General features: G+C 68.8%; 21 protein-coding genes. 4 read left to right on the top strand and 17 right to left on the bottom strand.

The window, feature by feature from the left end; genetic code table 11:
• Nucleotides 1-38 precede the first annotated feature (38 nt).
• From QQ657_RS55200 to QQ657_RS55210, 3 genes are read left to right on the top strand one after another with little or no spacing between them, the layout of a single operon-like run.
• A complete protein-coding gene (locus QQ657_RS55200; protein ID WP_284750525.1) occupies nt 39-638 on the top strand; it encodes a DUF3558 domain-containing protein in 600 nt (199 codons plus the stop codon).
• A 17-nt stretch (nt 639-655) separates the two neighbouring features.
• The gene (locus QQ657_RS55205) at nt 656-1,870 is read left to right on the top strand and encodes a PPE domain-containing protein (RefSeq protein WP_284750507.1); all 1,215 of its coding nucleotides are present in this window, start codon (nt 656-658) and stop codon (nt 1,868-1,870) included.
• A gap of 2 nt (nt 1,871-1,872) precedes the next feature.
• Nucleotides 1,873-2,565, top strand: a complete 693-nt coding sequence (locus QQ657_RS55210; protein WP_284750508.1) for an ESX secretion-associated protein EspG — start codon at nt 1,873-1,875, stop codon at nt 2,563-2,565.
• A 29-nt stretch (nt 2,566-2,594) separates the two neighbouring features.
• Here QQ657_RS55210 and nuoN read toward each other — a convergent pair whose 3' ends face one another.
• The 17 genes from nuoN to QQ657_RS55295 all read right to left on the bottom strand — a co-directional run bounded on the left by nuoN (nt 2,595) and on the right by QQ657_RS55295 (nt 21,307).
• Nucleotides 2,595-4,166: an NADH-quinone oxidoreductase subunit NuoN gene (gene nuoN / locus QQ657_RS55215; RefSeq protein ID WP_284750509.1), complete on the bottom strand. Its 1,572-nt coding sequence runs from the start codon at nt 4,164-4,166 to the stop codon at nt 2,595-2,597.
• A gap of 2 nt (nt 4,167-4,168) precedes the next feature.
• Complete coding sequence (locus QQ657_RS55220; RefSeq protein WP_284750510.1) at nt 4,169-5,719, bottom strand: NADH-quinone oxidoreductase subunit M; 1,551 nt, start codon at nt 5,717-5,719, stop codon at nt 4,169-4,171.
• Nucleotides 5,719-7,620: an NADH-quinone oxidoreductase subunit L gene (gene nuoL / locus QQ657_RS55225; RefSeq protein WP_284750511.1), complete on the bottom strand. Its 1,902-nt coding sequence runs from the start codon at nt 7,618-7,620 to the stop codon at nt 5,719-5,721. The genes QQ657_RS55220 and nuoL overlap by 1 nt, the downstream gene beginning before the upstream one ends.
• A 10-nt stretch (nt 7,621-7,630) precedes the next feature.
• Nucleotides 7,631-7,930, bottom strand: a complete 300-nt coding sequence (gene nuoK, locus QQ657_RS55230; RefSeq protein ID WP_003081840.1) for an NADH-quinone oxidoreductase subunit NuoK — start codon at nt 7,928-7,930, stop codon at nt 7,631-7,633.
• Nucleotides 7,927-8,787, bottom strand: coding sequence for an NADH-quinone oxidoreductase subunit J (locus QQ657_RS55235; protein WP_284750512.1), 861 nt, complete (start codon nt 8,785-8,787; stop codon nt 7,927-7,929). Before QQ657_RS55235 ends, nuoK begins: the two co-directional genes overlap by 4 nt.
• Entirely contained in the window at nt 8,784-9,308 is a 525-nt protein-coding gene (nuoI, locus tag QQ657_RS55240) for an NADH-quinone oxidoreductase subunit NuoI (RefSeq protein WP_284750513.1), read from the bottom strand. The genes QQ657_RS55235 and nuoI overlap by 4 nt, the downstream gene beginning before the upstream one ends.
• Nucleotides 9,295-10,644, bottom strand: coding sequence for an NADH-quinone oxidoreductase subunit NuoH (gene nuoH / locus QQ657_RS55245; protein WP_284750514.1), 1,350 nt, complete (start codon nt 10,642-10,644; stop codon nt 9,295-9,297). The genes nuoI and nuoH overlap by 14 nt, the downstream gene beginning before the upstream one ends.
• Nucleotides 10,641-13,133 carry an NADH-quinone oxidoreductase subunit G gene (locus QQ657_RS55250; RefSeq protein ID WP_284750515.1) on the bottom strand — a complete coding sequence of 831 codons (2,493 nt, stop codon included), beginning with the start codon at nt 13,131-13,133 and terminating at the stop codon, nt 10,641-10,643. Before QQ657_RS55250 ends, nuoH begins: the two co-directional genes overlap by 4 nt.
• Entirely contained in the window at nt 13,130-14,410 is a 1,281-nt protein-coding gene (gene nuoF / locus QQ657_RS55255; protein WP_284750516.1) for an NADH-quinone oxidoreductase subunit NuoF, read from the bottom strand. Before nuoF ends, QQ657_RS55250 begins: the two co-directional genes overlap by 4 nt.
• Nucleotides 14,410-15,288 (bottom strand): NADH-quinone oxidoreductase subunit NuoE, encoded by an 879-nt coding sequence (nuoE, locus tag QQ657_RS55260; RefSeq protein WP_284750517.1) that lies wholly within the window; start codon nt 15,286-15,288, stop codon nt 14,410-14,412. Before nuoE ends, nuoF begins: the two co-directional genes overlap by 1 nt.
• Nucleotides 15,285-16,616, bottom strand: a complete 1,332-nt coding sequence (locus QQ657_RS55265; RefSeq protein WP_284750518.1) for an NADH-quinone oxidoreductase subunit D — start codon at nt 16,614-16,616, stop codon at nt 15,285-15,287. The genes nuoE and QQ657_RS55265 overlap by 4 nt, the downstream gene beginning before the upstream one ends.
• Entirely contained in the window at nt 16,613-17,362 is a 750-nt protein-coding gene (locus tag QQ657_RS55270; protein ID WP_284750519.1) for an NADH-quinone oxidoreductase subunit C, read from the bottom strand. Before QQ657_RS55270 ends, QQ657_RS55265 begins: the two co-directional genes overlap by 4 nt.
• Nucleotides 17,363-17,366: 4 nt before the next feature.
• A complete protein-coding gene (locus tag QQ657_RS55275; protein WP_020643101.1) occupies nt 17,367-17,915 on the bottom strand; it encodes a NuoB/complex I 20 kDa subunit family protein in 549 nt (182 codons plus the stop codon).
• Nucleotides 17,916-17,919: 4 nt separating this feature from the next.
• Nucleotides 17,920-18,339 (bottom strand): NADH-quinone oxidoreductase subunit A, encoded by a 420-nt coding sequence (locus tag QQ657_RS55280; protein WP_284750520.1) that lies wholly within the window; start codon nt 18,337-18,339, stop codon nt 17,920-17,922.
• Nucleotides 18,340-18,765: 426 nt separating this feature from the next.
• Entirely contained in the window at nt 18,766-20,052 is a 1,287-nt protein-coding gene (locus tag QQ657_RS55285) for a geranylgeranyl reductase family protein (RefSeq protein WP_284750521.1), read from the bottom strand.
• 10 nt (nt 20,053-20,062) lie between these two features.
• Entirely contained in the window at nt 20,063-20,752 is a 690-nt protein-coding gene (locus QQ657_RS55290) for a demethylmenaquinone methyltransferase (protein WP_284750522.1), read from the bottom strand.
• A gap of 9 nt (nt 20,753-20,761) precedes the next feature.
• The gene (locus QQ657_RS55295; protein WP_284750523.1) at nt 20,762-21,307 is read right to left on the bottom strand and encodes a DUF4386 domain-containing protein; all 546 of its coding nucleotides are present in this window, start codon (nt 21,305-21,307) and stop codon (nt 20,762-20,764) included.
• Between the two features lie 53 nt (nt 21,308-21,360).
• On the opposite strand from QQ657_RS55295, the gene QQ657_RS55300 reads away from it, so the two are divergent.
• Nucleotides 21,361-21,828 carry a MarR family winged helix-turn-helix transcriptional regulator gene (locus tag QQ657_RS55300; RefSeq protein ID WP_284750524.1) on the top strand — a complete coding sequence of 156 codons (468 nt, stop codon included), beginning with the start codon at nt 21,361-21,363 and terminating at the stop codon, nt 21,826-21,828.
• Nucleotides 21,829-21,908 lie beyond the last annotated feature (80 nt).

Consider the following 21,908-nt stretch of genomic DNA (forward strand, 5'->3'; position numbering starts at 1 on the left):
CCCACGGCACGCCTGCGGCGGGCCGGTGTCGTCTGGGGGTGTGGGGCGGCATTTGCCGACGCGGGGGTGCTGGCCCCCCGCGCCGGCCGCCGGCGGCCCCCCCCCCCACGCCGAGTTCGCCCGAGGCCCCAGGTACGGGGCAAGAAGTCCCCGGTCCGGGCGTACCGAAGGTCGAAAACCCGATCGATACGACGCGATTTGCCTCTGAACCGTGTTCCACGTTGACCGATTCTCAGGTCAACGATGTGTTCGGTCGCCCGGTGACTCCCAAACCGGATCTAAAGGCACCGGCGGGCCCAACCTGCGGATGGGATCCCGCTGACGGTTCTGGGGCCAGCGTCAACGTCATTTTCGCAACGGTCGATAGCCTCGGACTGACTGGTGTCTACCGCGCACGCGGGACCAACTACAAGCTGTTCGAGCCGTTGGAGCCGATCGAGGGCTATCCCGCGGTCATCTATGGGACCTCGGATTACCGGTCGGAGGGCGTGTGCTCCTTGGCTGTCGGAACGAGCGACCGCTCTACGGTCGACCTGACGGTTACGCAGTCTCGCACAAAAATCGGCCAGATCGATCCCTGCCAAGCGGCCCAGACTGTCGCATCCAAAGTGATGACTTCTTTGAAGCGGGGAAAATGATGCCTACAGAAGGGCCCTTGACGGCAGCACAGATTTACGAACAGATCACCGGCGGTGAAGGTACCGGTTCGCTGGCCGATGCGCACGACAGCGCCACTCAGTTGACCGCTCGGATGGTTGAGCGGGCGCAGCGGATCAGCTCTCTCCGTGCCAAGACCATGTCCGGGTGGCAAGGCGGAGCCGGGAATTCTGCTGCCGACGCGACCCTTCCTCTTGTTCAAGCCGCCGCTGATGATGCTGTTCATCTTGAGACCGCTCAGACCGCTGTTGGTGCTCAGATGGATGCCTTTGGGACCGCCAAGAACTCCGTCAAACCCGTTCCCCCTCAGCCTCCCGAAATCACCCCTGTCGATGTTCTTCATGCCATCAATGGGGACGGCGTGGGCTCCTACCAAACCAAGGTTGCCGGCTGGCAGGCTGATAGCCAGGCCAATATCGATGCCTTCAGTGCCTATCACTCCGCCAGTGGCACCAATGGTGGGCAGATGCCCGCTCAGTACGCTCAGCTTGCCGACTCCGGGGCGCCCGTCGGCCTGACTCCCCGGGATGACGCCGGACGTAAGGCTGGTCCCACCGATACCGGTGAATGGGCTCGGAATCCCCGGCAGCCGCAAGTTCCTGCGCAGCAAAGCCGGCAGACTGTCCAACCCGGACAGAACCAGGTTCAAAACCAGAACCTGACGCAAAACCAGAACCAGAACCAGTTCCAGAACCAGGTTCAACAACCCAACAACCCGGACAGCACCCACGCCAACAGCTACGTCCCCAACCCCGTCATGCTTCCCTCTGCTCAGGGTGGGTATCAGTTCGGGCCCACCGGGCAGTTCGGCAGCGAACCTGGCGGGAACGCCTTCGGACCCGGCACCGGGGGCTACTCAGGCGGCAGCTTCGGGCCCGGCACCGGTGGCTACGGAACCAACCCCGGAACAGGAACTGGGTACCGCCCAGGAGCAACACCGGGAGCAGGCGTCCGATCCCCAGGACCGAGCACCGGCGCCCGCATGCCCGAAGAACGCCTCCCCGGCGCCACCACCCGAGGCACCCCCGGCGCCCGAGGTGCCAACGGCATGCCCATGGGCGCCCCCGGTGGCGGTCGCGGCGGGAAAGATGAAGACAAAGAAAAGAAGTCCGCCGCCTATCTGCGCAACCCCGACCCGGACGAAACCTTCGGCGGGTTCATCGAAAAGCCGATGCCTCCGGTGATCGGCGAGAACCGGCCCAAGAACCAGTGACCATGCTCAACGCCGAACTCACCCTGAACACCCTGCTCACCGCCATGCGCAACGTCGGCTGCGGCGACCCGCACCCCGTCTTCGCACAGGGACTCAGGTACATCCCGCCGTCGGCGAAGAACACCGTCGACCGCGAAGCCTTCGAAGAACTCAGCCACTACGGCTTCACCCAAGGTGACGGCTTCACGCCCGAATTCGAAGACGTCCTGCACCTCATCGACCGCCCCGCAAACGAGTTCTACGCCTACGCGCGCGACACCGAAAGCCAGATCGGCATCCTCGTCGCCGCCCGGAATCGCACCGCTGTCAGCGTTGTCTGCCGAGGCGAAACGGTCGAGCTCGCCGGTGTCTCCCCCGATACCCACCCCGCCGACGCCCTCGTCGCACGACTGCCACCGTGGCGGAGCGCGCCGATCAAGCCCTTCTCGCTTCCTCAAGATGATTTCAAACCGCAGGAAGAAAGCGACATCTTCGACGACGCTCCCGCGCGGAGCCGGGAAGCGCAGGAGCTCGACGCCCTCTTCCAGCAGCCCCACTTCGGCATCGGGCAGCTCTACGCCGGGAGCACGACCGTCAACTATCTGGACGTCGAAGCCGGACGCGTCGGGATCGCGCTCGCCGGTGGCTACATCAGTGTCCTGCCCGGTGATCCGAAACAACTGAGCCACAAACTAAAGGCCGCCACCCCCAAATAGAAGAGGGTGGCGGCCTGAAGAAAGCACACTCAGGAAGCGAAACCGCCTGCGCCCGCCCAACCCAGTGCGAAGGCCGGGACCAAGCCGAGGATCAGCGTCACCGCCGTGCCGAGGAAGATCGCCGCTCCCGTGCCGAAGCCCGGGATCGTCACCGTGGGGCCGTCCGCCGCCGGCTCGGAGAAGTACATCAGCACGATCACCCGCAGGTAGAAGAACGCCGCCACCGCGCTGAACACCAAGGCCACCACCACCAGCGGGGCCATTCCGTCCGACAGCGCCGCCGAGAACACCACGAACTTGCCCACGAACCCGGACGTCAACGGGATGCCCGCCAGCGCCAGCAGCAAGAACGTGAAGACCCCGGCCACCAGCGGCGACCGCTTCGCCAGCCCGGCCCACGCCGAGAGGTGCGTTGCCTCGCCCGAGGAATCGCGCACCAGGCTGATCACGCCGAACGCCGCCAGCGTCGTGAAGCCGTACGCCAGCAGGTAGAACAGCGTGCTCGACAGCCCGTCCTTGGTGATCGCGATCGCGCCGATCAGCAGGAAGCCCGCGTGCGCGATCGACGAGTACGCGATCATGCGCTTGACGTCCGTCTGCGTCAGGCCCAGCACCGCGCCGATCACCATCGAGATGATCGCGACGCCCCAGAGGACTCCGCGCCACTCCCAGCTCGTCGAGCCGAACGCCACCGACAGCACCCGCAGGATCCCGCCGAACGCCGCGACCTTCGTGCACGCCGCCATGAACGCCGTCACCGGCGTCGGGGCTCCCTGGTACACGTCCGGGGTCCACGTGTGGAACGGGCCGACCGACCCCTTGAACAGCAGGCCCACCACCAGCAGGCCGAGGCCCGCGAACAACAGCGTGTCCGACCGGTCCGAACCCGCCGCCGCGGCCGCGATGTCCGCCAGCTTCACGGAGTTCGCGTAGCCGTACAGCAGCGCGAGTCCATAAAGGAAGAACGCCGAGGAGAACGCGCCGAGCAGGAAGTACTTGACCGCCGCTTCCTGGGACAGGAGCCGGCGACGCCGGGCCAGGCCGCACATCAGGTACAGCGGCAGCGAAAGCACTTCCAGCGCGATGAACATCGTCAGCAGGTCGTTCGACGCGCAGAACGCCATCATGCCGCCGAGCGCGAACAGCGTCAGCGGGAACACCTCGGTCTGCATGACCGTCGCCGTCTGGGCGCGGTCCTGGACCGTGCCCGGGCGGATGCCGGCCTGCGCGACCAGCGCGCCACCTGGCTCGACCACGCGGTCGGAGATCAGCAGCACCGCGCCGACCGCCAGGGCCAGCAGCGTGCCCCAGAGGAACAGCGCCGGCTTGTCGATCGAGATCGCGCCGCTGAACGTCTTGACGCCGCCCGCGGGCGCGTCACCCGTCGCGTAGATGAACAGGCTGACGCCGGCCGCGACGATGGCCGCCAGGCTCAGCCCGACCTGCAGGCCGAAGCGCGAGCGCTTCGAAGCGAACGCCTCGACCAGCACGCTGACGCACGCCGCCCCGAAGACGATCAGCATCGGCAGGACCGCCGGGTAGTCCACCGACGGCGTCGCGATCGGCGGCTCCGGCGCCTGGGTCAGGAGGATGTCGAGCACGGTTACTTGCCTCCCTGGACCGCGGACAGCGTCTGCTGCACCGTCGGGGTGACTGTGTCGAGCACCGGCTTCGGGTAGAAGCCGAGGAAGAGGACCAGCACGACCAGCGGCGCCACGATCGCGATCTCACGGCCGCTCAGGTCCCGGATGGCCTTCTTCGCGCCCAGCTCCGGCGCCATCGCGGTGCCGGGGCCGCCGCCGACGCCCACCAGGGCGTCACCGCGGACCGGACCTTGCATGACGCGCTGGTAGAGCCACAGGACGTACGCCGCGGCGAGGACCATGCCCACCGTGGCGAGGATCGTGTACACCGGCTGGTCGACGAACGCCCCGATGAGCACCAGGAACTCGGAGACGAACGAGTTGGTGCCCGGCAGCGAAAGCGTGGACAGGCCGGCGAGCAGGAACAGGCCCGCCAGCAGCGGCGTCACCTTGGCCATGCCGCCGTAGTCGGAGATCTTCGTCGACCCGCCGCGCGCGACGACCAGGCCGATCACCACGATCAGCATGCCGGTCGCGATGCTGTGGTTCAGCATGTACGTCGCCGAGCCGACCATCGCCTGCTCGTTGAACGCGAAGATGCCGAGCGAGATGAAGCCGAAGTGGGCGATCGAGACGTAGGCGATGAACCGCTTCATGTCCCGCTGCCCCGCCGCGAGGATCGATCCATAGAGGACACCGATCACCGAGAGCACCAGCACCAGCGGCGCCAGCGTCCGGCTCGCGTCCGGGAACATCGGCAGGCAGTAGCGCAGGAAGCCGAACGTGCCGACCTTGTCCAGCACGCCGACCAGCAGGACGGCGACGCCGATCGGCGCCTCCCCCGCCGCGTCCGGCAGCCAGGTGTGGAACGGCACGAGCGGCGCCTTGATCGCGAAGGCCAGGAAGAACCCGAGGAACAGCCAGATCTGCGTGCTCAACGGGGCGTCGCGGACGACCGTGACCAGTGTGGCCCAGTCGAAGGTGCCGTGCCCGAGCTTGTCCTTCGCCAGCGAGTACGCCCCGATCGCCGAGGCCAGCATGATCAGGCCGCCGAGGAACGAGTAGAGGAAGAACTTCACCGCCGCGTACTGCCGGTTCCCGCCGCCGTAGCCGCCGATCAGGAAGTACATCGGGATCAGCATGATCTCGAACAGCACGTAGAACAGGAAGACGTCGGTCGCGGCGAACACGCCGATCGTGAGCGCTTCCTGCAGCAGGATCAGCGAGAGGAACCCGCCCGCGCTGCGGCCCGGCGGCAGCTTGTCCAGCGTGCCGAGCCCGCCGACGACGATCGGCACCAGCAGCGCGATCACCGCGATCATGATCAGCGAGATGCCGTCGGTGCCGAACGCGATGTGCACGCCGAAGCTGGGGATCCAGTCGAAGCTCGACGTCTGCTGCAGCCGCGCGCCGGACGGCGAGTAGCTCGCCCAGAACGGGATCACGAGCAGGAACTCGAGGATCGAGAACCCCAGCGCGGCCAGCACCGCGGCGCGGTCGTTCCCCTTGAGGAACGCCAGCACCAGGGAACCGGCGAGCGGCACCAGGATGAGGATGAGCAACCAGGTCATCAGGAGAACCTCACCAGCAGGAGAGCCGCCAGAAGCAGGAACGCGCCGCCCAGCATCGAGAGCGCGTAGGACCGGACGAACCCGGTCTGGAGCCGCCTCAGCCGGCCGGAGCCGCCGCCGAGGGAGGCCGCCAGACCGTTGACCGCGCCGTCGACGCCGCGGTTGTCGACGAACACCAGCGCCCGCGAGAGCCACGTGCCCGGGCGGGCGACCAGCGTCTCGTTGAGCGCGTTGCCGTAGAGGTCCTTGCGCGCCGCGCGAGTGACGAACGAGACCCGCTCCGGCCGCTCGACCGGGACGTCACGGCGGAAGATCAGGTACGCGATCAGCACGCCCAGCAGCGAGAACACGATGGCGGCCGCGGAGATGACGCCCGCGTTCAGCGGCGAGTGGTGGGCTTCCTCCAGCTCGCCGACCGAGGGAGTCAGCCACTCGGCGAAGCGGTCGCCGAGGGCGAAGAACGCGCCGGCACCGACCGAACCGACCGCCAGCACCGCCATCGGGATCCACATGATCGCCTTGGATTCGTGCGGGTGGAAGTCGCGGCCGTCGGAGGACTTGATGTCCTTCCAGCGCTCCTTGCCGAAGAACGTCATCACCATCAGGCGCGTCATGTAGAACGCGGTGAGCCCGGCGCCCAGCAGCGCGGCGCCGCCCATCACCCAGCCGCGCCAGCCGCCCTGGCCGAACGCCGCTTCGATGATCGCGTCCTTGGTGAAGAAGCCCGACAGCGGCGGGATGCCGATCAGGGCCAGGTAGCCGAGACCGAACGTGATGAACGTGATCGGCATCTTCTTGCGCAGGCCGCCGAACTTCCGCATGTCGACCTCGTCGTTCATGCCGTGCATGACCGACCCGGCCCCGAGGAAGAGCCCGGCCTTGAAGAAGCCGTGCGCGACCAGGTGCATGATGCCCAGCGCGTACGCGATGGGCCCGAGCCCGACCGCCAGCATCATGTAGCCGATCTGGCTGACCGTGGAGTACGCGAGGACCTTCTTGATGTCGTCGTACGCGCAGCCGATGATGCACCCGAGCAGCAGTGTCACCGTGCCGACGAGCGTGACGATCAGCCTGCCGTCCTCGGTGGCGTTGAAGATGTCCTTCGAGCGGGCCACCAGGTAGACGCCGGCGGTGACCATCGTCGCCGCGTGGATCAGGGCCGACACCGGGGTCGGGCCCTCCATCGCGTCCGGGAGCCAGGCCTGCAGCGGGAACTGGCCGGACTTACCGCAGGCGCCCAGCAGGAGCAGGATCGCCATCGCGGTGATCGCCGCCGGCGAGAACTTGCCGTCCGCGACCGCCTGGAAGACCTGCGCGTAGCCGGTCGAGCCCGCGTACTTGAACATGATGAAGATGGCCAGCGCGAGCCCGACGTCCCCGACGCGGTTCATCAGGAACGCCTTCTTCGCCGCGGTCGCGGCGGACGGGCGGCCCTGGTACCAGCCGATGAGCAGGTAGGACGCGAGACCGACGCCCTCCCAGCCGAGGTACAGCGTCACGAAGCTGTTGCCCAGCACCAGGATCAGCATCGACGCGACGAAGAGGTTCAGGTACGCGAAGAAGCGGTACCGGCCCTCGTCGTCGGCCATGTAGCCGATCGAGTAGTAGTGGATCAGCATGCCGACGCCGGTGATCAGCAGGACGAACGTCAGCGAAAGCGCGTCGATCCGCAGCCCGAAGTCCACCTGCAGCTGGCCGACCGGGATCCACGAGTAGATCTTGGTGTCCGTCGTGGTGCCCGTGTCGGCGGTGAAGAACAGGATCAGGCCGTAGACGAAGGCCAGCGTGACGGTGGCACAGCCGAGCAGATGCCCCCAAGCCTTCGCGCGCTTCCCTGCCAGCAGGAGGATCAGGGCGCCGAGGGCAGGGAAGGCCACCAGCAGCCACGATGATGCGGTCACTCGGTGTCTCCTAGTACTTCAGCAGGTTGGTGTCGTCGACCGAAGCCGAGCGCCGGGTGCGGAAGATGGCCATGATGATCGCCAGGCCGACCACGACCTCGGCGGCCGCGACGACCATGACGAAGAACGCCATGATCTGGCCGTCGAGCCCGCCGTTGATCCGGGCGAACGTGACCAGCGACAGGTTCACGGCGTTGAGCATCAGCTCGATGCACATGAACACGACGATCGCGTTGCGCCGCACCAGCACGCCGACCGCGCCGAGCGCGAACAGCAGCGCCGACAGCAGCAGGTAGTACGTCGGGGTCATTCCTTCTCCCCTTCCGAAGCACCCTCCGGGCCGACGAGCGCGTGCGCGTCCGGGTGCGGGCCCTCGTCCTTGACGAGCTTGCGTTCCTTCGCCAGCTCGATCGCCGAGGTGGACTCGATGATCGCCGAGAGCGACTCCGGGGCGACCGAACCGTCGGGCAGCAGCGCCGGCGTCGCCACCGAGTTGGCGGTGGCGAAGACACCCGGGCCGGGCAGCGGCGAGGGCCGGTCGTGCTCACCGCGGAAGCGGGCGACGACCAGTTCCTTCTGCGTCTGCTTGCCGCCCTTGCCGTGGCGGTCGGTGAAGGCCAGCACCATCGCGCCGACCGCGGCGGTGATGAGCAGCGCCGACGTCAGCTCGAACGGGAACAGGTAGTCGGTGAAGATCAGCCGGCCCAGGCCCTTCGGCCCGCCACCCGCCGACGTCGTCGAGTCGAGCGGGATGGCCGGGGTGACGTTGGCCAGCGCCCGGTAGATGCCGGTGGCCAGCAGCGCGGCCATCCCGATGCCGAGCACGGTGGCGGCGAGCCGCTGTCCACGCAGGACTTCGACGACCGAGTCGGAGCTCTCGCGGCCGACCAGCATCAGCACGAACAGGAACAGCATCATGATCGCGCCGGTGTAGACGATGATCTGCGTGAAGCCCAGGAACGGCGCCGACTGGATCATGTACAGCGCGCCCAGGCTCAGCATCGTGAGCACCAGCCACAGCGCCGAGTGGACGGCGTTGCGGGAGAAGATCATGCCGAGGCCGCCGAGCAGCGAGAGCGGGCCGAGGATCCAGAACGCGATCGCCTCGCCGGTCGTCACGCCCGCAGCGGCACCGGTCGGGGCCTGGGCCAGAAGTGCGGTGATCACTTCTTTCCCTCCCCGCGCGCGAGTTCGGGACCGTTCACGTAGTAGTCCTGCTCGTTCTCGCCGAGCCGCATCGGGTGCGGTGGCTGCTCCATGCCGGGCAGCAGCGGGGCGAGCAGGTCTTCCTTCGTGTAGATCAGCCGCTGGCGGTCGTCGTCGGCCAGCTCGTAGAAGTTGATCATCGTCAGCGACCGCGTCGGGCAGGCCTCGATGCAGAGCCCGCAGCCGATGCAGCGCAGGTAGTTGATCTGGTAGTCGGCGCCGTACCGCTCGCCCGGGGAGAACCGGGCTTCCTCGGTGTTGTCACCGCCCTCGACGAAGATCGCGTCCGCCGGGCACGCCCACGCGCACAGCTCGCAGCCGACGCACTTCTCGAGGCCGTCCGGGTGGCGGTTCAGCTGGTGCCGGCCGTGGTACCGCGGGGCGGCGGGTGCGCCGGCCTCGGGGTACTCCTCGGTGGCGACCTTCTTGAACATCATCCCGAAGGTGACGCCGAAGCCCTTGACGGGATCAAGAAACCCCATCTTGCGCTCCTTCCTTTGCGGTACCGACGGCCGCCGGCTTGCGCCGGGCCGCCTTCGCCTCGGCCTTGGCCAAAGCCTTCTGACGCGGGGTGGTCTGCGGGACCTTGAGGTCCAGCGGCGGGACCGGGAAACCGCCGCCGGTCACCGGAACGGTCTCGCTCTCCTCTTCGCGGCCCGACGCGCGGACGTAGAAGAACAGGGCGATGACGATGAAGAGCGCGACCGCGGCGATGATGATCGACGCGGTGTTCCAGGCGATGACCTTCGCGAAGGTCACCATGATGATCCACACCAGGTTCAGCGGGACCAGGACCTTCCAGCCCAGGCGCATGAACTGGTCGTAGCGCAGGCGGGGCAGCGTGCCGCGCAGCCAGATGAACCCGAACAGCAGGATGAACATCTTGGCGAAGAACCACAGCACCGGCCACCAGCCGGTGTTGAGCACGTTGTTCCCGATCAGCGACAGCGGCCACGGGGCCATCCAGCCGCCGAGGAACAGCGTCGTCGCGAACGCCGAGACGATCACCATGTTGACGTACTCGGCGAGGAAGAACATCGCGAACTTCATCGAGCTGTACTCGGTGTGGAAACCGCCGACCAGCTCCGACTCGGCCTCGGGGAGGTCGAACGGGGCACGGTTGGTCTCGCCGACCATCGAGATCAGGTAGATCACGAAGCTCGGGACCAGGTAGAGGAACCACGCCTTGTGCTGCGCGCCGACGATGTCGGCCAGGTTCAGCGATCCGGCCTGCAGGATCACCGCGACGATCGAGAGGCCCATCGCGATCTCGTAGGAGATCACCTGCGCCGCGCTGCGCATGCCGCCGAGCAGCGGGTACGGCGAGCCGGACGACCAGCCGGCGAGCACGATGCCGTAGACGCCGATCGAGGAGCAGGCCAGGATCACCAGCGCGCTGACCGGCAGGTCGAGCAGCTGCAGCACGGTCCGCTCGCCGAAGATCGACACCACCGGGCCGAACGGGATGGCCGACAGCGCGATCAGCGAGGGCACCACGCACATGACCGGCGCGAGGAAGTACACCTTGCGGTCGGCGGTGTCCGGGATGATCTGTTCCTTGAACGGCAGCTTGATCGCGTCCGCGAGGGACTGCAGGTAGCCGTTCGGGCCGACCCGGTTGGGGCCGGGCCGGTTCTGCATCCGGCCGACGGCCTTGCGCTCCCAGACGATCAGCAGGATCGTCAGGATCGGGCCGATCAGCAGGACGACCACGCACTTGAGCAGGATCAGCCACAACGGGTCGTCCGCCAGCAGCGCCGCCCGCGTCGCCGCGTCCGGGACACTGCCCACAGCGGCTTCGCTCAGCAACGGTGTCACTGTTCACCCCCAGCGAGGTTCACCACGGCGCCGTGCCCGGCGCCGAGCGTCTTGAACACGGCGGAGCCGTCGGAGTTGCCCGGCAGCCACACGACGCCGTCGGGCAGGTCCGCGATCTCCACCGGCAGCGTGATCGCGCCGCGGTCGGTGCTCACCTTCACGGTGGTGCCCAGCCCTTCGGCGGTCTTCGCGGACAGCCGCGCGACCGGAGTGCGCTGCGTGCCCTTCAGGTGCGGCTCGCCGTCCTGCAGCGACCCGTTGTCGATCAGCTGGCGCCAGCTCGACAGGATCGCCTGGCCGGCGACCGGAGCCGCCGTGGCTCCGCCGGTCTCGGCCTCGACGTTGCCCCAGCGCAGTGCCGAGGCCGGGCCGAGCTTCTCGAAGTCGCTGCGGGCGGCGCCCGGCGTCTGCGTGAACAGGTCGGCGTCCATCTCGACGGCGAGGGTGTCGAGCACCCGGCAGTCCGGCAGGGTGCCGACGCCCTCGATGGTGATGTCGAACGGGCGGGTGCGGCCCTCCCAATTGAGGAAGCTGCCCGCCTTCTCGTCGGCGGCCGCCACCGGGAGCACGACGTCCGCGCGCTCGGTCACCGCGCTGTGGCGGAGTTCGAGGCTGACGACGAAGCCGGCGTTGTCCAGTGCGCGCAGCGCGAGGTCCGGGTCCGGCAGGTCGAACGGGTCGACGCCGCCGACGATCAGGCCGCCGAGCTCACGGCCCGACGCGGCCTGCAGGATGCCGGTGGTGTCGCGGCCCGGCGCGGCCGGGATCGGGACGCCCCAGGCGTTTTCGACGGCGACGCGAGCCGCGTCGTCGCCCACCCGGTGCCCGCCCGGCAGCAACGTCGGCACGCAGCCGACCTGCAGCGCGCCGCGGTCGCCGGCGCGGCGCGGGATCCACGCGAGCCGGACGCCGGTGCGCTCGACCAGGTCGTGCAGCGCGGAGAACAGGCCCGGCACCTCGGCGGCTCGCTCGCCGACCAGGACGACGGCGTGCTCGCCGCTCAGGGCCTCGTCGAGGTCCGGCGCGTGCTTGGCGATGCCTTCGATCGCCGCGGCCTCCTGGCCGGGGACGCAGGCGAGCAGCTCGCCGAACGTCTTGCGCACCGACGACGTCGTCCACTGTCCCAAGTGGACGACCCGGGTGCGGTTCTTGCGGGCCGCCTTGCGCAGCCGCAGGAACACGATCGGCGCCTCGTCCTCGGGCTCGAACGCCACGCACAGGACCGTGCGGGCCCGCTCGATCTCGCCGAAGGTGACGCCGGAGTCCGGCGTCACGCCCACGACGTGCGAGGTGAGGAAGGCCAGCTCCTCGGCCGAGTGCGGCCGGGCGCGGAAGTCGACGTCGTTGGTCCGCAGGGCGACGCGGGCGAACTTCGAGTACGCGTAGGCGTCCTCGACGGTCAGCCGGCCACCGGGCAGGACGCCGACGCCGCCGTTGGCGCGGGCCTCGGTGAGACCGGCGGCCGCGGCACGCAGCGCGTCGGTCCAGGACGCCTCTTCCAGCTCACCGGTCTCGCGGTTGCGGACCAGCGGACGCCGGATGCGGTCCTCGGCGCCGGTGTAGCGGAAGGCGAAGCGGCCCTTGTCGCAGATCCACTCCTCGTTGACCTCGGGGTCGTCGCCGGCCAGCTTGCGCTGGACCTTGCCGCGCCGGAAGTCGGTGCGCTCGGCGCAGCCGGACGAGCAGTGCTCGCAGACGCTCGGCGCGGACACCAGGTCGAACGGGCGGGAGCGGAACCGGTAGGCGGCGCTCGTGAGGGCACCGACCGGGCAGATCTGGATGACGTTGCCGGAGAAGTAGCTCTGGAACGGCTGGCCGCTGGTGGTGCGGGAGGCCAGGTCCAGGACGTCCGCCGTCTCCGCCGTGCCGATCTGCTGGTGGGCGCCGCGCTCGAGGAGCTCGATGAACGGGTCGCCGGCGATCTCGCGGGAGAACCGGGTGCAGCGCTGGCAGAGGACGCAGCGTTCGCGGTCCAGCAGCACCTGCGTCGAGATCGGCAGCGGCTTCGGGAACGTCCGCTTGGTGTCGACGAACCGCGACTCCGCGCGGCCGTGGGCCAGCGCCTGGTTCTGCAGCGGGCACTCGCCGCCCTTGTCGCAGATCGGGCAGTCCAGCGGGTGGTTGATGAGCAGCAGCTCCATCACACCCTGCTGGGCCTTGTCCGCGACCGGCGACGTCAGCTGCGTCTTGACGACCATGCCGTCGGCGACGGTCATCGTGCAGGACGCCTGCGGCTTCGGCATCGGCCGGCCGCCCATCTCGACCTCGACCAGGCACTGGCGGCAGGCGCCTGCCGGGTCGAGGAGCGGGTGGTCGCAGAACCGCGGGATGACCGTGCCGAGGCGTTCGGCCGTGCGGATCAGCAGCTCGCCCTTGGGGGCGATGACCTCTTCGCCGTCGATGACCAGCTTCACGTGGCCTTCGGGGACCGGCGTCACAGCGTCTTCTGGAGCGGGCTTGGCTGTGCTTGATTCGGCGGCGATCGTCATGCCTGCGCTCCCACCAGTTCGCGCTTGGTCGACTCACACAGAGCCAGGAATTCGTCGCGGAAGTACTTGATGCCGCTCTGGATCGGCGACACCGCGCCGTCACCGAGGGCGCAGAACGACCGGCCGAGGATGTTGTCGCAGACGTCGAGGAGGGTGTCGATGTCCTCTTCGGTGCCGTGCCCGTCGACCATGCGCTCGAGGATCTGCGCGAGCCAGTACGTGCCCTCGCGGCACGGCGTGCACTTGCCGCAGGACTCGTGCTCGTAGAACTGCGTCCACTTCATCACGGCCCAGGGCACCGACACCGTCTCGTTGAAGACCTGCACGGCGGTCGTGCCCAGCATCGACCCGGCTTCCGCCGCGCCCTCGAAGTCCAGGGGAACGTCGAGGTGCTCGGCGGTGAACATCGGGGTGGACGAGCCGCCCGGGGTCCAGAACTTGAGCGGGATCCCGTCCTTCATGCCGCCCGCCATGTCGAGCAGCTCGCGCAGCGTGGTGCCGAGCGGGCACTCGTACTGGCCGGGCTTCTCGACGTGGCCGGAGATCGAGTAGATCTTCGGGCCGGGCGACTTCTCGCGGCCCATCTCGCGGAACCAGCTCGACCCGCCGTTGACGATGAACGGCGCGCTCGCGATGGTCTCGACGTTGTTGACCGTGGTCGGCGCGGCGTAGAGGCCCGCGGCGGCCGGGAACGGCGGCTTGAGCCGCGGCTGGCCACGACGGCCTTCCAGAGAGTCGAGCAGCGCCGTCTCTTCACCGCAGATGTACGCGCCGGCGCCGGCGTGCACGGTGATCTTGAGGTCGAAGCCCGAGCCGAGGATGTTCTCGCCCAGGTAGCCCGCCGCTTCGGCTTCGCGCACGGCCGCGTTGAGGCGGCGGATGCAGTGCAGCGCCTCACCGCGGACGTAGATGAAGCAGTGGTTGGAGCGCATCGCGTACGAGGCGATGATGCAGCCCTCGATGAGCGAGTGCGGGTCCGCCATCATCAGCGGGATGTCCTTGCAGGTACCCGGCTCGCCTTCGTCGGCGTTGATCACCAGGTAGTGCGGCTTGTCGAAGTTCGGCGGCATGAACGACCACTTGATGCCGGCCGGGAAACCCGCGCCGCCGCGGCCGCGCAGGCCCGAGTCCTTGACGAGCTGGACGAGCTGCTCCGGCGTGCCGGCGAGCGCCTTGCGAATGGCGGTGTAGCCCTCCAGCGCCTCGTACGTGCCGATCTGCCAGGAGTTCGGCGACAGCCAGCGCTTCGTGAGGACCGGCGTAATGGGATCTGCCATTACTTCTTCTCCGCATCTTTAGCGGGCAGAGTGGGGAGCGGGACGTCCTCTGCGACCGGGGCGACCCAGCCGCGCTCCTGCGCGATCTGCGCGCCCCGCAGGGTTTCGACGGCCTGCGACGGGCCGTCGACGTCCGTGCGGTACTGGCGCTCGTCCTCCGGGAAGAACCCGGCGAGCTGCAGCTCGGCGCCCTTGAAGTTCGACAGCGGCGCGCCGCGCGTCGGAGCCGGGCGCTTGCCCGCCTGCAGCGCGTCGACCAGCGCGACGGCCTTGTCCTCGGTCTGGTTGTCGAAGTACTCGTAGTTGACCTGGATGACCGGCGCGAGGTCGCAGGCCGCGAGGCACTCGGCGTGCTCGAGGGTGATCGAGCCCGGCTCGTTCGGCGTGCCCGCGGTCTCGTTGTGCCCCAGCGGCTTCTCCTCGGAACCGAGGTGCGTCTGGAGCTTCTTGTAGATCGCGTCGCCGCCCATGGCCGCGCAGAGCGTGTTGGTGCAGACGCTCACGAGGTGCTCGCCGCACGGCTTGCGCTTGTACATCGTGTAGAACGTCGCGACCGCGCTGACCTCGGCGTCGGACAGCTCAAGCTGCTTCGCGCAGAACGCGATGCCCTCCTGGCTGACGTAGCCCTGCACCGACTGCACCAGGTGCAGCAGCGGCAGCAGCGCCGAGCGGGACACCGGGTAGCGCGCGATCAGGTCCTGGGCCCGCGCCACAACACCTTCGTCGAAGATGTCTTCGAGCGGCGTGTCTTCGATGATCCCGGCGGCGACCTCGGGGTCGGGCGCGATGGCGATCACGTCGACGTCGCCACCCGCGGCGACGTGGGTCTGGTCGGCCGCGTTCGGCCCGGGTTCGGGCACTGCGGTGGAAGAAGTCATCGGTCCACTCCCCCCATGACGGGGTCGATCGAGGCGATCGCGGCGATCACGTCCGCGACCAGGCCGCCTTCGGCCATGGCGGGCATCGACTGCAGGTTCACGAAGCTCGGTTCGCGCACGTGGACCCGCAGCGGCCGGGTGCCGCCGTCGGACACCAGGTGCGCGCTCAGCTCGCCGCGCGGCGACTCGACCGACGTGTAGACCTGCCCGGCCGGCACCTTGAAGCCCTCGGTGACCAGCTTGAAGTGGTGGATCAGGGACTCCATCGACTGGCCCATGATCTTCTTGACGTGCTCGAGCGAGTTGCCCATGCCGTCGCTGCCGATCGACAGCTGCGCGGGCCAGGCGACCTTCTTGTCCTCGACCATGACCGGGCCCGGCTCGAGCTTCTCGAGGCACTGCTCGATGATCTTGAGGCTCTCGTGCATCTCGTGCACCCGGATCAGGTAGCGCGACCAGCAGTCGGCGCCGTTGTCGACGGGCACGTCGAAGTCGAACTCGTCGTAGCAGGAGTACGGCTCGGTCTTGCGCAGGTCCCAGGGCAGGCCCGCGGACCGCAGCACCGGGCCGGTGACGCCGAGCGCGAGGCACGCGTCGACCGGCAGGTACCCGACACCCTTGAGCCGGTTGCGCCAGATCGGCTGCCCGGTGAAGAGCTTGTCGTACAGCGGAAGGCGTTCCTTCATCGTCTTGACGAATTCGGTGACCTTCTCGCGGTAGTCCTCGGGCATGTCCTGCGCGAGGCCGCCGGGGCGGATGAACGCGTGGTTCATGCGCAGGCCGGTGAGGTGCTCCAGCAGGTGCAGCACGACCTCGCGCTCGCGGAAGCCCAGCGTCATCGCGGTGGTGGCGCCGAGCTCCATGCCGCCGGTGGCGATGTAGACCAGGTGCGAGCCGATCCGGTTGATCTCCAGCAGCATCACGCGCAGCAGTTCCGCGCGCCGCGGCGCCTGGATGCCCAGCAGCTTCTCGACGCCGAGGCAGTACGCCATCTCGGTGGAGAGCGGCGCCAGGTAGTCCATGCGCGTCACGAACGTGACGCCCTGGGTCCAGGTGCGGTACTCGCAGTTCTTCTCGATGCCGGTGTGGAGGTAGCCGATGACCGACCGCAGCTGCGTGACGGTCTCGCCCTCCATCTCCAGCACGAGCCGGAGCACGCCGTGCGTCGACGGGTGCTGCGGGCCCATGTTGATGACCATGCGCTCGTCGTGCGCCGCGTCGGCGATGACGTCGTCCCAGTCGCCGCCGGAGACCGAGTAGACGCGGCCTTCGGTCGTGTCGCGGCTGTCCGCCTCGGGAACTTCGGTGGTTTCGTCGTTGACGGTCACGAGTACGACCTCCGCTGGTCCGGCGGCGGGATCTCCGCGCCCTTGTATTCGACCGGGATCCCGCCGAGCGGGTAGTCCTTGCGCTGGGGGTGGCCGTCCCAGTCGTCCGGCATGAGGATGCGGGTGAGCGCGGGGTGGCCGTCGTAGACGATGCCGAACATGTCCCAGGTCTCCCGCTCCTGCCAGTCGGCGGTCGGGTACAGCCCGACCAGCGACGGCACGTGCGCGTCCTCGATGTCGAGGGTGACCTCGAGCCGGATCCGGCGCCGGTAGGTCAGGGACGTGAAGTGGTACACCGAGTGCAGCCGCTGCGGGACGTCGACGCCGTAGTCCACACCGGACACCGAGGACAGCAGCTCGAAGCGGAGACCGCCGTCGTCGCGCAGCACCTTCGCGATCGCGACGAGGTGCTCGCGGGCGACGTAGAAGGTGATCTCGCCGCGGTCGACCGTCGTCTGCAGGATCGCTTCGGCGGGGATCTTGTTGTCCGACAGGGCCGCGTAGAACTCGTCGGCGAACTGGTCGAACCAGCCGCCGTACGGGCGCTCGGCCGGCGCGGGGCTGTAGGCCGGGAGCCGGACGCCGCCGTAGCCGGAGGTGTCGCCGGTGCCGTGGACGCCGAACATGCCCTGGCGTTCGCGGCCGGTGACGACCGGTTCGGCGGGCCGGGTGCCCTGGGGTTCGAGGCCGCCTTCGGGACGGTCGGCGCTGGACTGCTCGCCGCCGGTCTCTGGGGTTTCAGTCATCGCTCTACTTCTTCGCGTACTTGATCGACGACGCGACGAGCTCGGTGCGGGCCCCGCTGGCGGCGCGGATGGCGGCGCGGCGGGCGTTGATCGGCTCGTCCTGGATCTTGGCGTGCAGCTTGAGGATCGCGTCCAGCAGCATCTCCGGCCGCGGCGGGCAGCCGGGCAGGTACATGTCGACCGGCACGATGTGGTCGACGCCCTGGACCACGGCGTAGTTGTTGAACATGCCGCCGGAGGAGGCGCAGACGCCCATGGCGAGCACCCACTTGGGCTCGGCCATCTGGTCGTAGATCTGGCGCAGGACCGGCGCCATCTTCTGCGTGACCCGGCCGGCGACGATCATCAGGTCGGCCTGCCGCGGCGTCGCGCTGAAGCGCTCCATGCCGAAGCGGGCGATGTCGTAGCGGGAACCGCCGACCGTCATCATCTCGATCGCGCAGCAGGCGAGCCCGAAGGTCGCGGGCCACATCGAGTTCTTCCGCGACCAGTTGACGAGACCTTCGAGACTGGCCAGCAGGATGCCGTTGGGGAGTTTCTCTTCGAGGCCCATGGGTCTAGTTCCAATCCAGGCCGCCGCGCCGCCACACGTAGGCGTACGCGAAGCCGACCGTCGCGATGAACAGCAGGATCTCCACCAGGCCGAACGTGCCCAGCGCGTTCGCCTGCACGGCGAACGGGTAGAGGAAGACCATCTCGATGTCGAACAGGATGAACAGCATCGCGGTGATGTAGTAGGCCACCGGCATCCGCCCGGCGCCGACGAGCGGCTGCGGGGACGGCTCGATGCCGCACTCGTACGCCTCGAGCTTCGCCTTGTTGTACCGGCTGGGGCCGACGAGCGGGCCCAGCAGCACCGACAGCACGGCGAAGCCGAGCGCCAGGACGAACAGGATCACGATGGGCAGGTAGGGCTTCAGGCTGGGGGCCTCTTGCGCCAGCTGCACCGTGTCGGTTCGGGTCAGCAACGTCAGCACGGGGTCTTCGCCATCCTTTCCGCGCCGATGCGGTTGTGCTTGTGGTGGGAACCGCTTGGCCTCGTCGGCACCCTAAGGGACCTGGGTCACACCGCCGAGGGTCAGGGTCTCCTTACGGCCCGTGGCTGGACCTGGGGGTGCTTGTGAAATAGTTCACAAGCCACTCGTCGTGGATGTGAAGGGATTCACAAAGCATGGGGGGAGTGTAGGACGCGACTCACATTCTTGTCCCTAGGCCCCCGTGTTATAAGGGTGCCCTAACTTCTGGCGCCAACGTTGTCACGACGTGGCAACGACGCGCGTGCGACCTGCGCGAAGGCTCCCCAAGATCGCGAAACGGCCGGACAAACAGGGCGCTGACCTGTGACCTATCCCACTGACCGCACGGCCAACTTGTTAGGCCACCCGTGTGTCCGCGCGTGCATGTCAGCGGGGGCTGGGAGCCGCCTTCGCGAGGGCCGAGATCAGGCGGTCGACGCCGTCGCCGCCCTTGGCGTCGTAGCAGCCCGACAGGCCCTTGTAGACCAGCGGCAGCAGCTTGTTGATGCGCAGGCCGTACTTGGTGCACGCGTGCATGATCTTCGGCTTGCCGATGATCTTCGCGAAGACGTTCCCCAGCTGGTAGTAGCCGCCCATCAGCTCACGGACCGCGCGCGGGTACGCCTCGAGCGCCCGCTCGCGCGAAGGCCCTTCGCGCCGCGCCAGGGCCTGGACGACGACCTCCGCCGCGATCTGCGCGGACTCCATCGCCGCCGAGATGCCCTCGCCGTTGAACGGGCTGACCATGCCGCCCGCGTCGCCCAGCAGCAGCAGGCCGTCGCGGTAGTGCGGGGTGCGGTTGAAGCCCATCGGGAGGCCGGCGCCGCCGACCTTGCCGATCGCGTTCTCCTCGCGGTAGCCCCACTCCTCCGGCGTGCCGTCGAGCCACTGGCGCAGCAGCGCGCGGTAGTCGGTGTTCCGGAACGACGCCGACGTCGAGAGCATGCCGAGGCCGACGTTCACCGTGCCGTCGCCGAGCGGGAACGCCCAGCCGTAGCCCGGCAGCAGCTTCGGGTCGCGCGGATCCGACTTGTCCCACAGCTCGAGGTGCCCCTCGATGAACGGGTCGTCGTGGCGCGGGCTCTTGTAGTACTGGCGCACCGCCACGCCCATCGGGCGCTTCTCGTTCTTCTGGATGCCGACGCTCAGCGCGAGCCGCGCGGACACGCCGTCGCAGGCCAGGACCAGCGGCGCGCGGTAGTTCACCGGGGTGCGCTCCGGACCGACCTTCGCCTCGACGCCGACCACGCGCCCGGTCGCGTCGGTGATGGCGCTGGTGACGGTCGTGCGCTCGTACAGCCGCGCGCCGGCCTTCACCGCGAGCTTCGCGAGCAGGTCGTCGAAGTCGTGACGCGTGCGGGAAACGCCGTACGGCGGGTAGCTCGTCAGGTCCGGCCAGTCGAGCTCGAGCGTGAGGTCGCCGGTGAGGATCCGCAGGCCGCGGCTGTGCACCCAGCCCGCGTCCTCGCTGGTGTCGATCCCCAGGTCGATGAGCTGCTTGACGCCGCGCGGGGTCAGGCCGTCGCCGCAGACCTTCTCGCGCGGGAACTCGGTCTTCTCCAGCAGGAGCACGTCGACGCCCGAGCGGGCCAGGTAGGTGGCCACGGTGGACCCGGCGGGCCCGGCGCCGACGACGATGACTTCGGCGTCCTGGTCTGCGGTGCGTCGACTCATAAGCGCGAGTTTAGGCAGGCTTGCGCGCGCGGTGGATCGCCACGACGCCGAATGTGAGGTTCAACCACTCCACGTCGGCCCAGCCCGCGCTCGCGATGATCTCGCCGAGCGTGCGCTGGTCCGGCCAGGCCAGCATCGATTCGGCCAGGTAGGAGTAGGCCTCGGGGTTGGACGACGTCCGCTTGCCGACCCACGTGAGCAGCTTCAGCATGAACCGCCGGTGGATGAACCGGATCGGGGCGAACGGCGGCGTCGAGACCTCGCAGATCACCAGGCGGCCACCCGGCTTGACCACGCGGGCGATCTCGGTCAGCGCCGCCTTCGTGTCGACGAAGTTGCGCAGCGCCAGGGAGATCGTCACGGCGTCGAAGCTCTCGTCGGCGAACGGCAGGTTCAGCGCGTCCGCGGCGACCATCGGGACGTTGCGGTGCAGCCCGGCGCGCAGCATGCCGAAGGAGAAGTCCGCGGCCAGGCACCAGGCGCCACCGCGGGCGTACTCGACGGTGGACACCCCGGTGCCGGCGGCGAGGTCCAGGACCTTCTCGCCGCGGCGGGCGTCGAGCACGCGGGCGGTGGTGGTGCGCCAGCGCCGGTCGAAGCCGAAGGTCATGAACGAGTTCGCCCGGTCGTACCCGTCCGCGACACCGTCGAACATGGCGGCGACTTCGTGCGGGTCCTTGTCCAGGCTTGCGCGTGACATGGCTTGAGATTAGCCGCGGGGCTTCGTGAAGCTCGCGAGCACCAGCCAGATGAGCCCGCCGAAGCGGCCGACCGGGATCAGCGGGTAGAGCACGTCGGTCAGCATGCCGAACGCCGAAAGCCCGGCCAGCGCGGCGACGACGTAGCCGGTGACGGCCAGCCACTTTCGTTCGGTGCGAGCCACGACCGCGATGAGCAGCGCCAGTGGCACGGCGAACCCGAAGGCGCCGGCGGCGAACGCCAGCGAGGTGAACGCGCGGGCGACGTCCGGCGTCTGGGCGGCCGTCCAGGTGGCCAGGCCGCTCAGGAGGAGCGAACCCGAGGCGAGCAGGCCGCCGGCGAACCCGAGCTGCGGCGGTCTGGCCGCCGCGGTCCAGGTCGCGAGGGACAACCCCGCGCCGAAGACGACGAGGGCCAGGAGGTGGACCAGGCCCTGGTGGGTGGCGTCGTAGGCCGCGACCTCGGCGGCGGAGGAGTCCGGGCGGGTGCCGGTGGCGCCGAGGACTCCCCCGGCGACGGTGAACAGGCCGTAGGCGATGATCGCAATTCGTTTCATGCCCTAAACGATTACACTGGTGTAATCGATTGTCAACGACTATCGTTCCGGCCATGGAAGCTCCCCGGTTCGGCAGCGCGTTCCTGCTCGCCCAGGTCGGCGCGCACGCGGCGACGCGGTTCACCGAGCGCATCGGCGAGCTGGACCTGACGCCGCCGCAGGTCGGGCTGCTGCGGCTGGTCGCGTCGCGGCCGGGGCAGAGCCAGCAGGCGCTGGCGAAGCAGCTCGGCACGCCCGCGACGCGGCTCGTCCCGCTGGTCGACGGCCTGGAGAAGCGCGGCCTGATCGAGCGGCGCCGCAACGCCGAAGACCGGCGGCTGTACGCGCTGGAGCTGAGTTCGGCGGGCCGGGAGCTGATGGGCCGCGTCGCGCAGACGGCGGTGTCCCACGACCGCACGATCACCGCGGTGCTCACCGAGGACGAACGCGCGACGCTCCACGCCCTTTTGACGAAGATCGCCGACGACCAGGGCCTCACCCCCGGCGTCCACCCCGGCTACAGCCGCCTCGGAAAGCCCTGACCAGTGCCGTTTAGGGCACCATAACGGCCGGGGGACCCCCGAATGGGGGCGTAAACGGACGGCCCGCGGGGGACCGGGAA

Origin of the sequence: Amycolatopsis ponsaeliensis (assembly GCF_030182635.1) — a bacterium.
In the GTDB taxonomy this organism is placed as follows: Bacteria; Actinomycetota; Actinomycetes; order Mycobacteriales; family Pseudonocardiaceae; genus Amycolatopsis; species Amycolatopsis ponsaeliensis.

Bases quoted from the DNA above. Each gene is read 5' to 3' on its own strand.
- QQ657_RS55210 (WP_284750508.1), top strand. From the start codon at position 1,873: ATGCTCAACGCCGAACTCACCCTGAACACCCTGCTCACCGCCATGCGC.
- QQ657_RS55220 (WP_284750510.1), bottom strand. From the start codon at position 5,719: ATGACCTGGTTGCTCATCCTCATCCTGGTGCCGCTCGCCGGTTCCCTG.
- nuoK (WP_003081840.1), bottom strand. From the start codon at position 7,930: ATGACCCCGACGTACTACCTGCTGCTGTCGGCGCTGCTGTTCGCGCTC.
- nuoI (WP_284750513.1), bottom strand. From the start codon at position 9,308: ATGGGGTTTCTTGATCCCGTCAAGGGCTTCGGCGTCACCTTCGGGATG.
- QQ657_RS55250 (WP_284750515.1), bottom strand. From the start codon at position 13,133: ATGACGATCGCCGCCGAATCAAGCACAGCCAAGCCCGCTCCAGAAGAC.
- nuoF (WP_284750516.1), bottom strand. From the start codon at position 14,410: ATGGCAGATCCCATTACGCCGGTCCTCACGAAGCGCTGGCTGTCGCCG.
- nuoE (WP_284750517.1), bottom strand. From the start codon at position 15,288: ATGACTTCTTCCACCGCAGTGCCCGAACCCGGGCCGAACGCGGCCGAC.
- QQ657_RS55270 (WP_284750519.1), bottom strand. From the start codon at position 17,362: ATGACTGAAACCCCAGAGACCGGCGGCGAGCAGTCCAGCGCCGACCGT.
- QQ657_RS55275 (WP_020643101.1), bottom strand. From the start codon at position 17,915: ATGGGCCTCGAAGAGAAACTCCCCAACGGCATCCTGCTGGCCAGTCTC.
- QQ657_RS55285 (WP_284750521.1), bottom strand. From the start codon at position 20,052: ATGAGTCGACGCACCGCAGACCAGGACGCCGAAGTCATCGTCGTCGGC.
- QQ657_RS55290 (WP_284750522.1), bottom strand. From the start codon at position 20,752: ATGTCACGCGCAAGCCTGGACAAGGACCCGCACGAAGTCGCCGCCATG.
- QQ657_RS55295 (WP_284750523.1), bottom strand. From the start codon at position 21,307: ATGAAACGAATTGCGATCATCGCCTACGGCCTGTTCACCGTCGCCGGG.
- QQ657_RS55300 (WP_284750524.1), top strand. From the start codon at position 21,361: ATGGAAGCTCCCCGGTTCGGCAGCGCGTTCCTGCTCGCCCAGGTCGGC.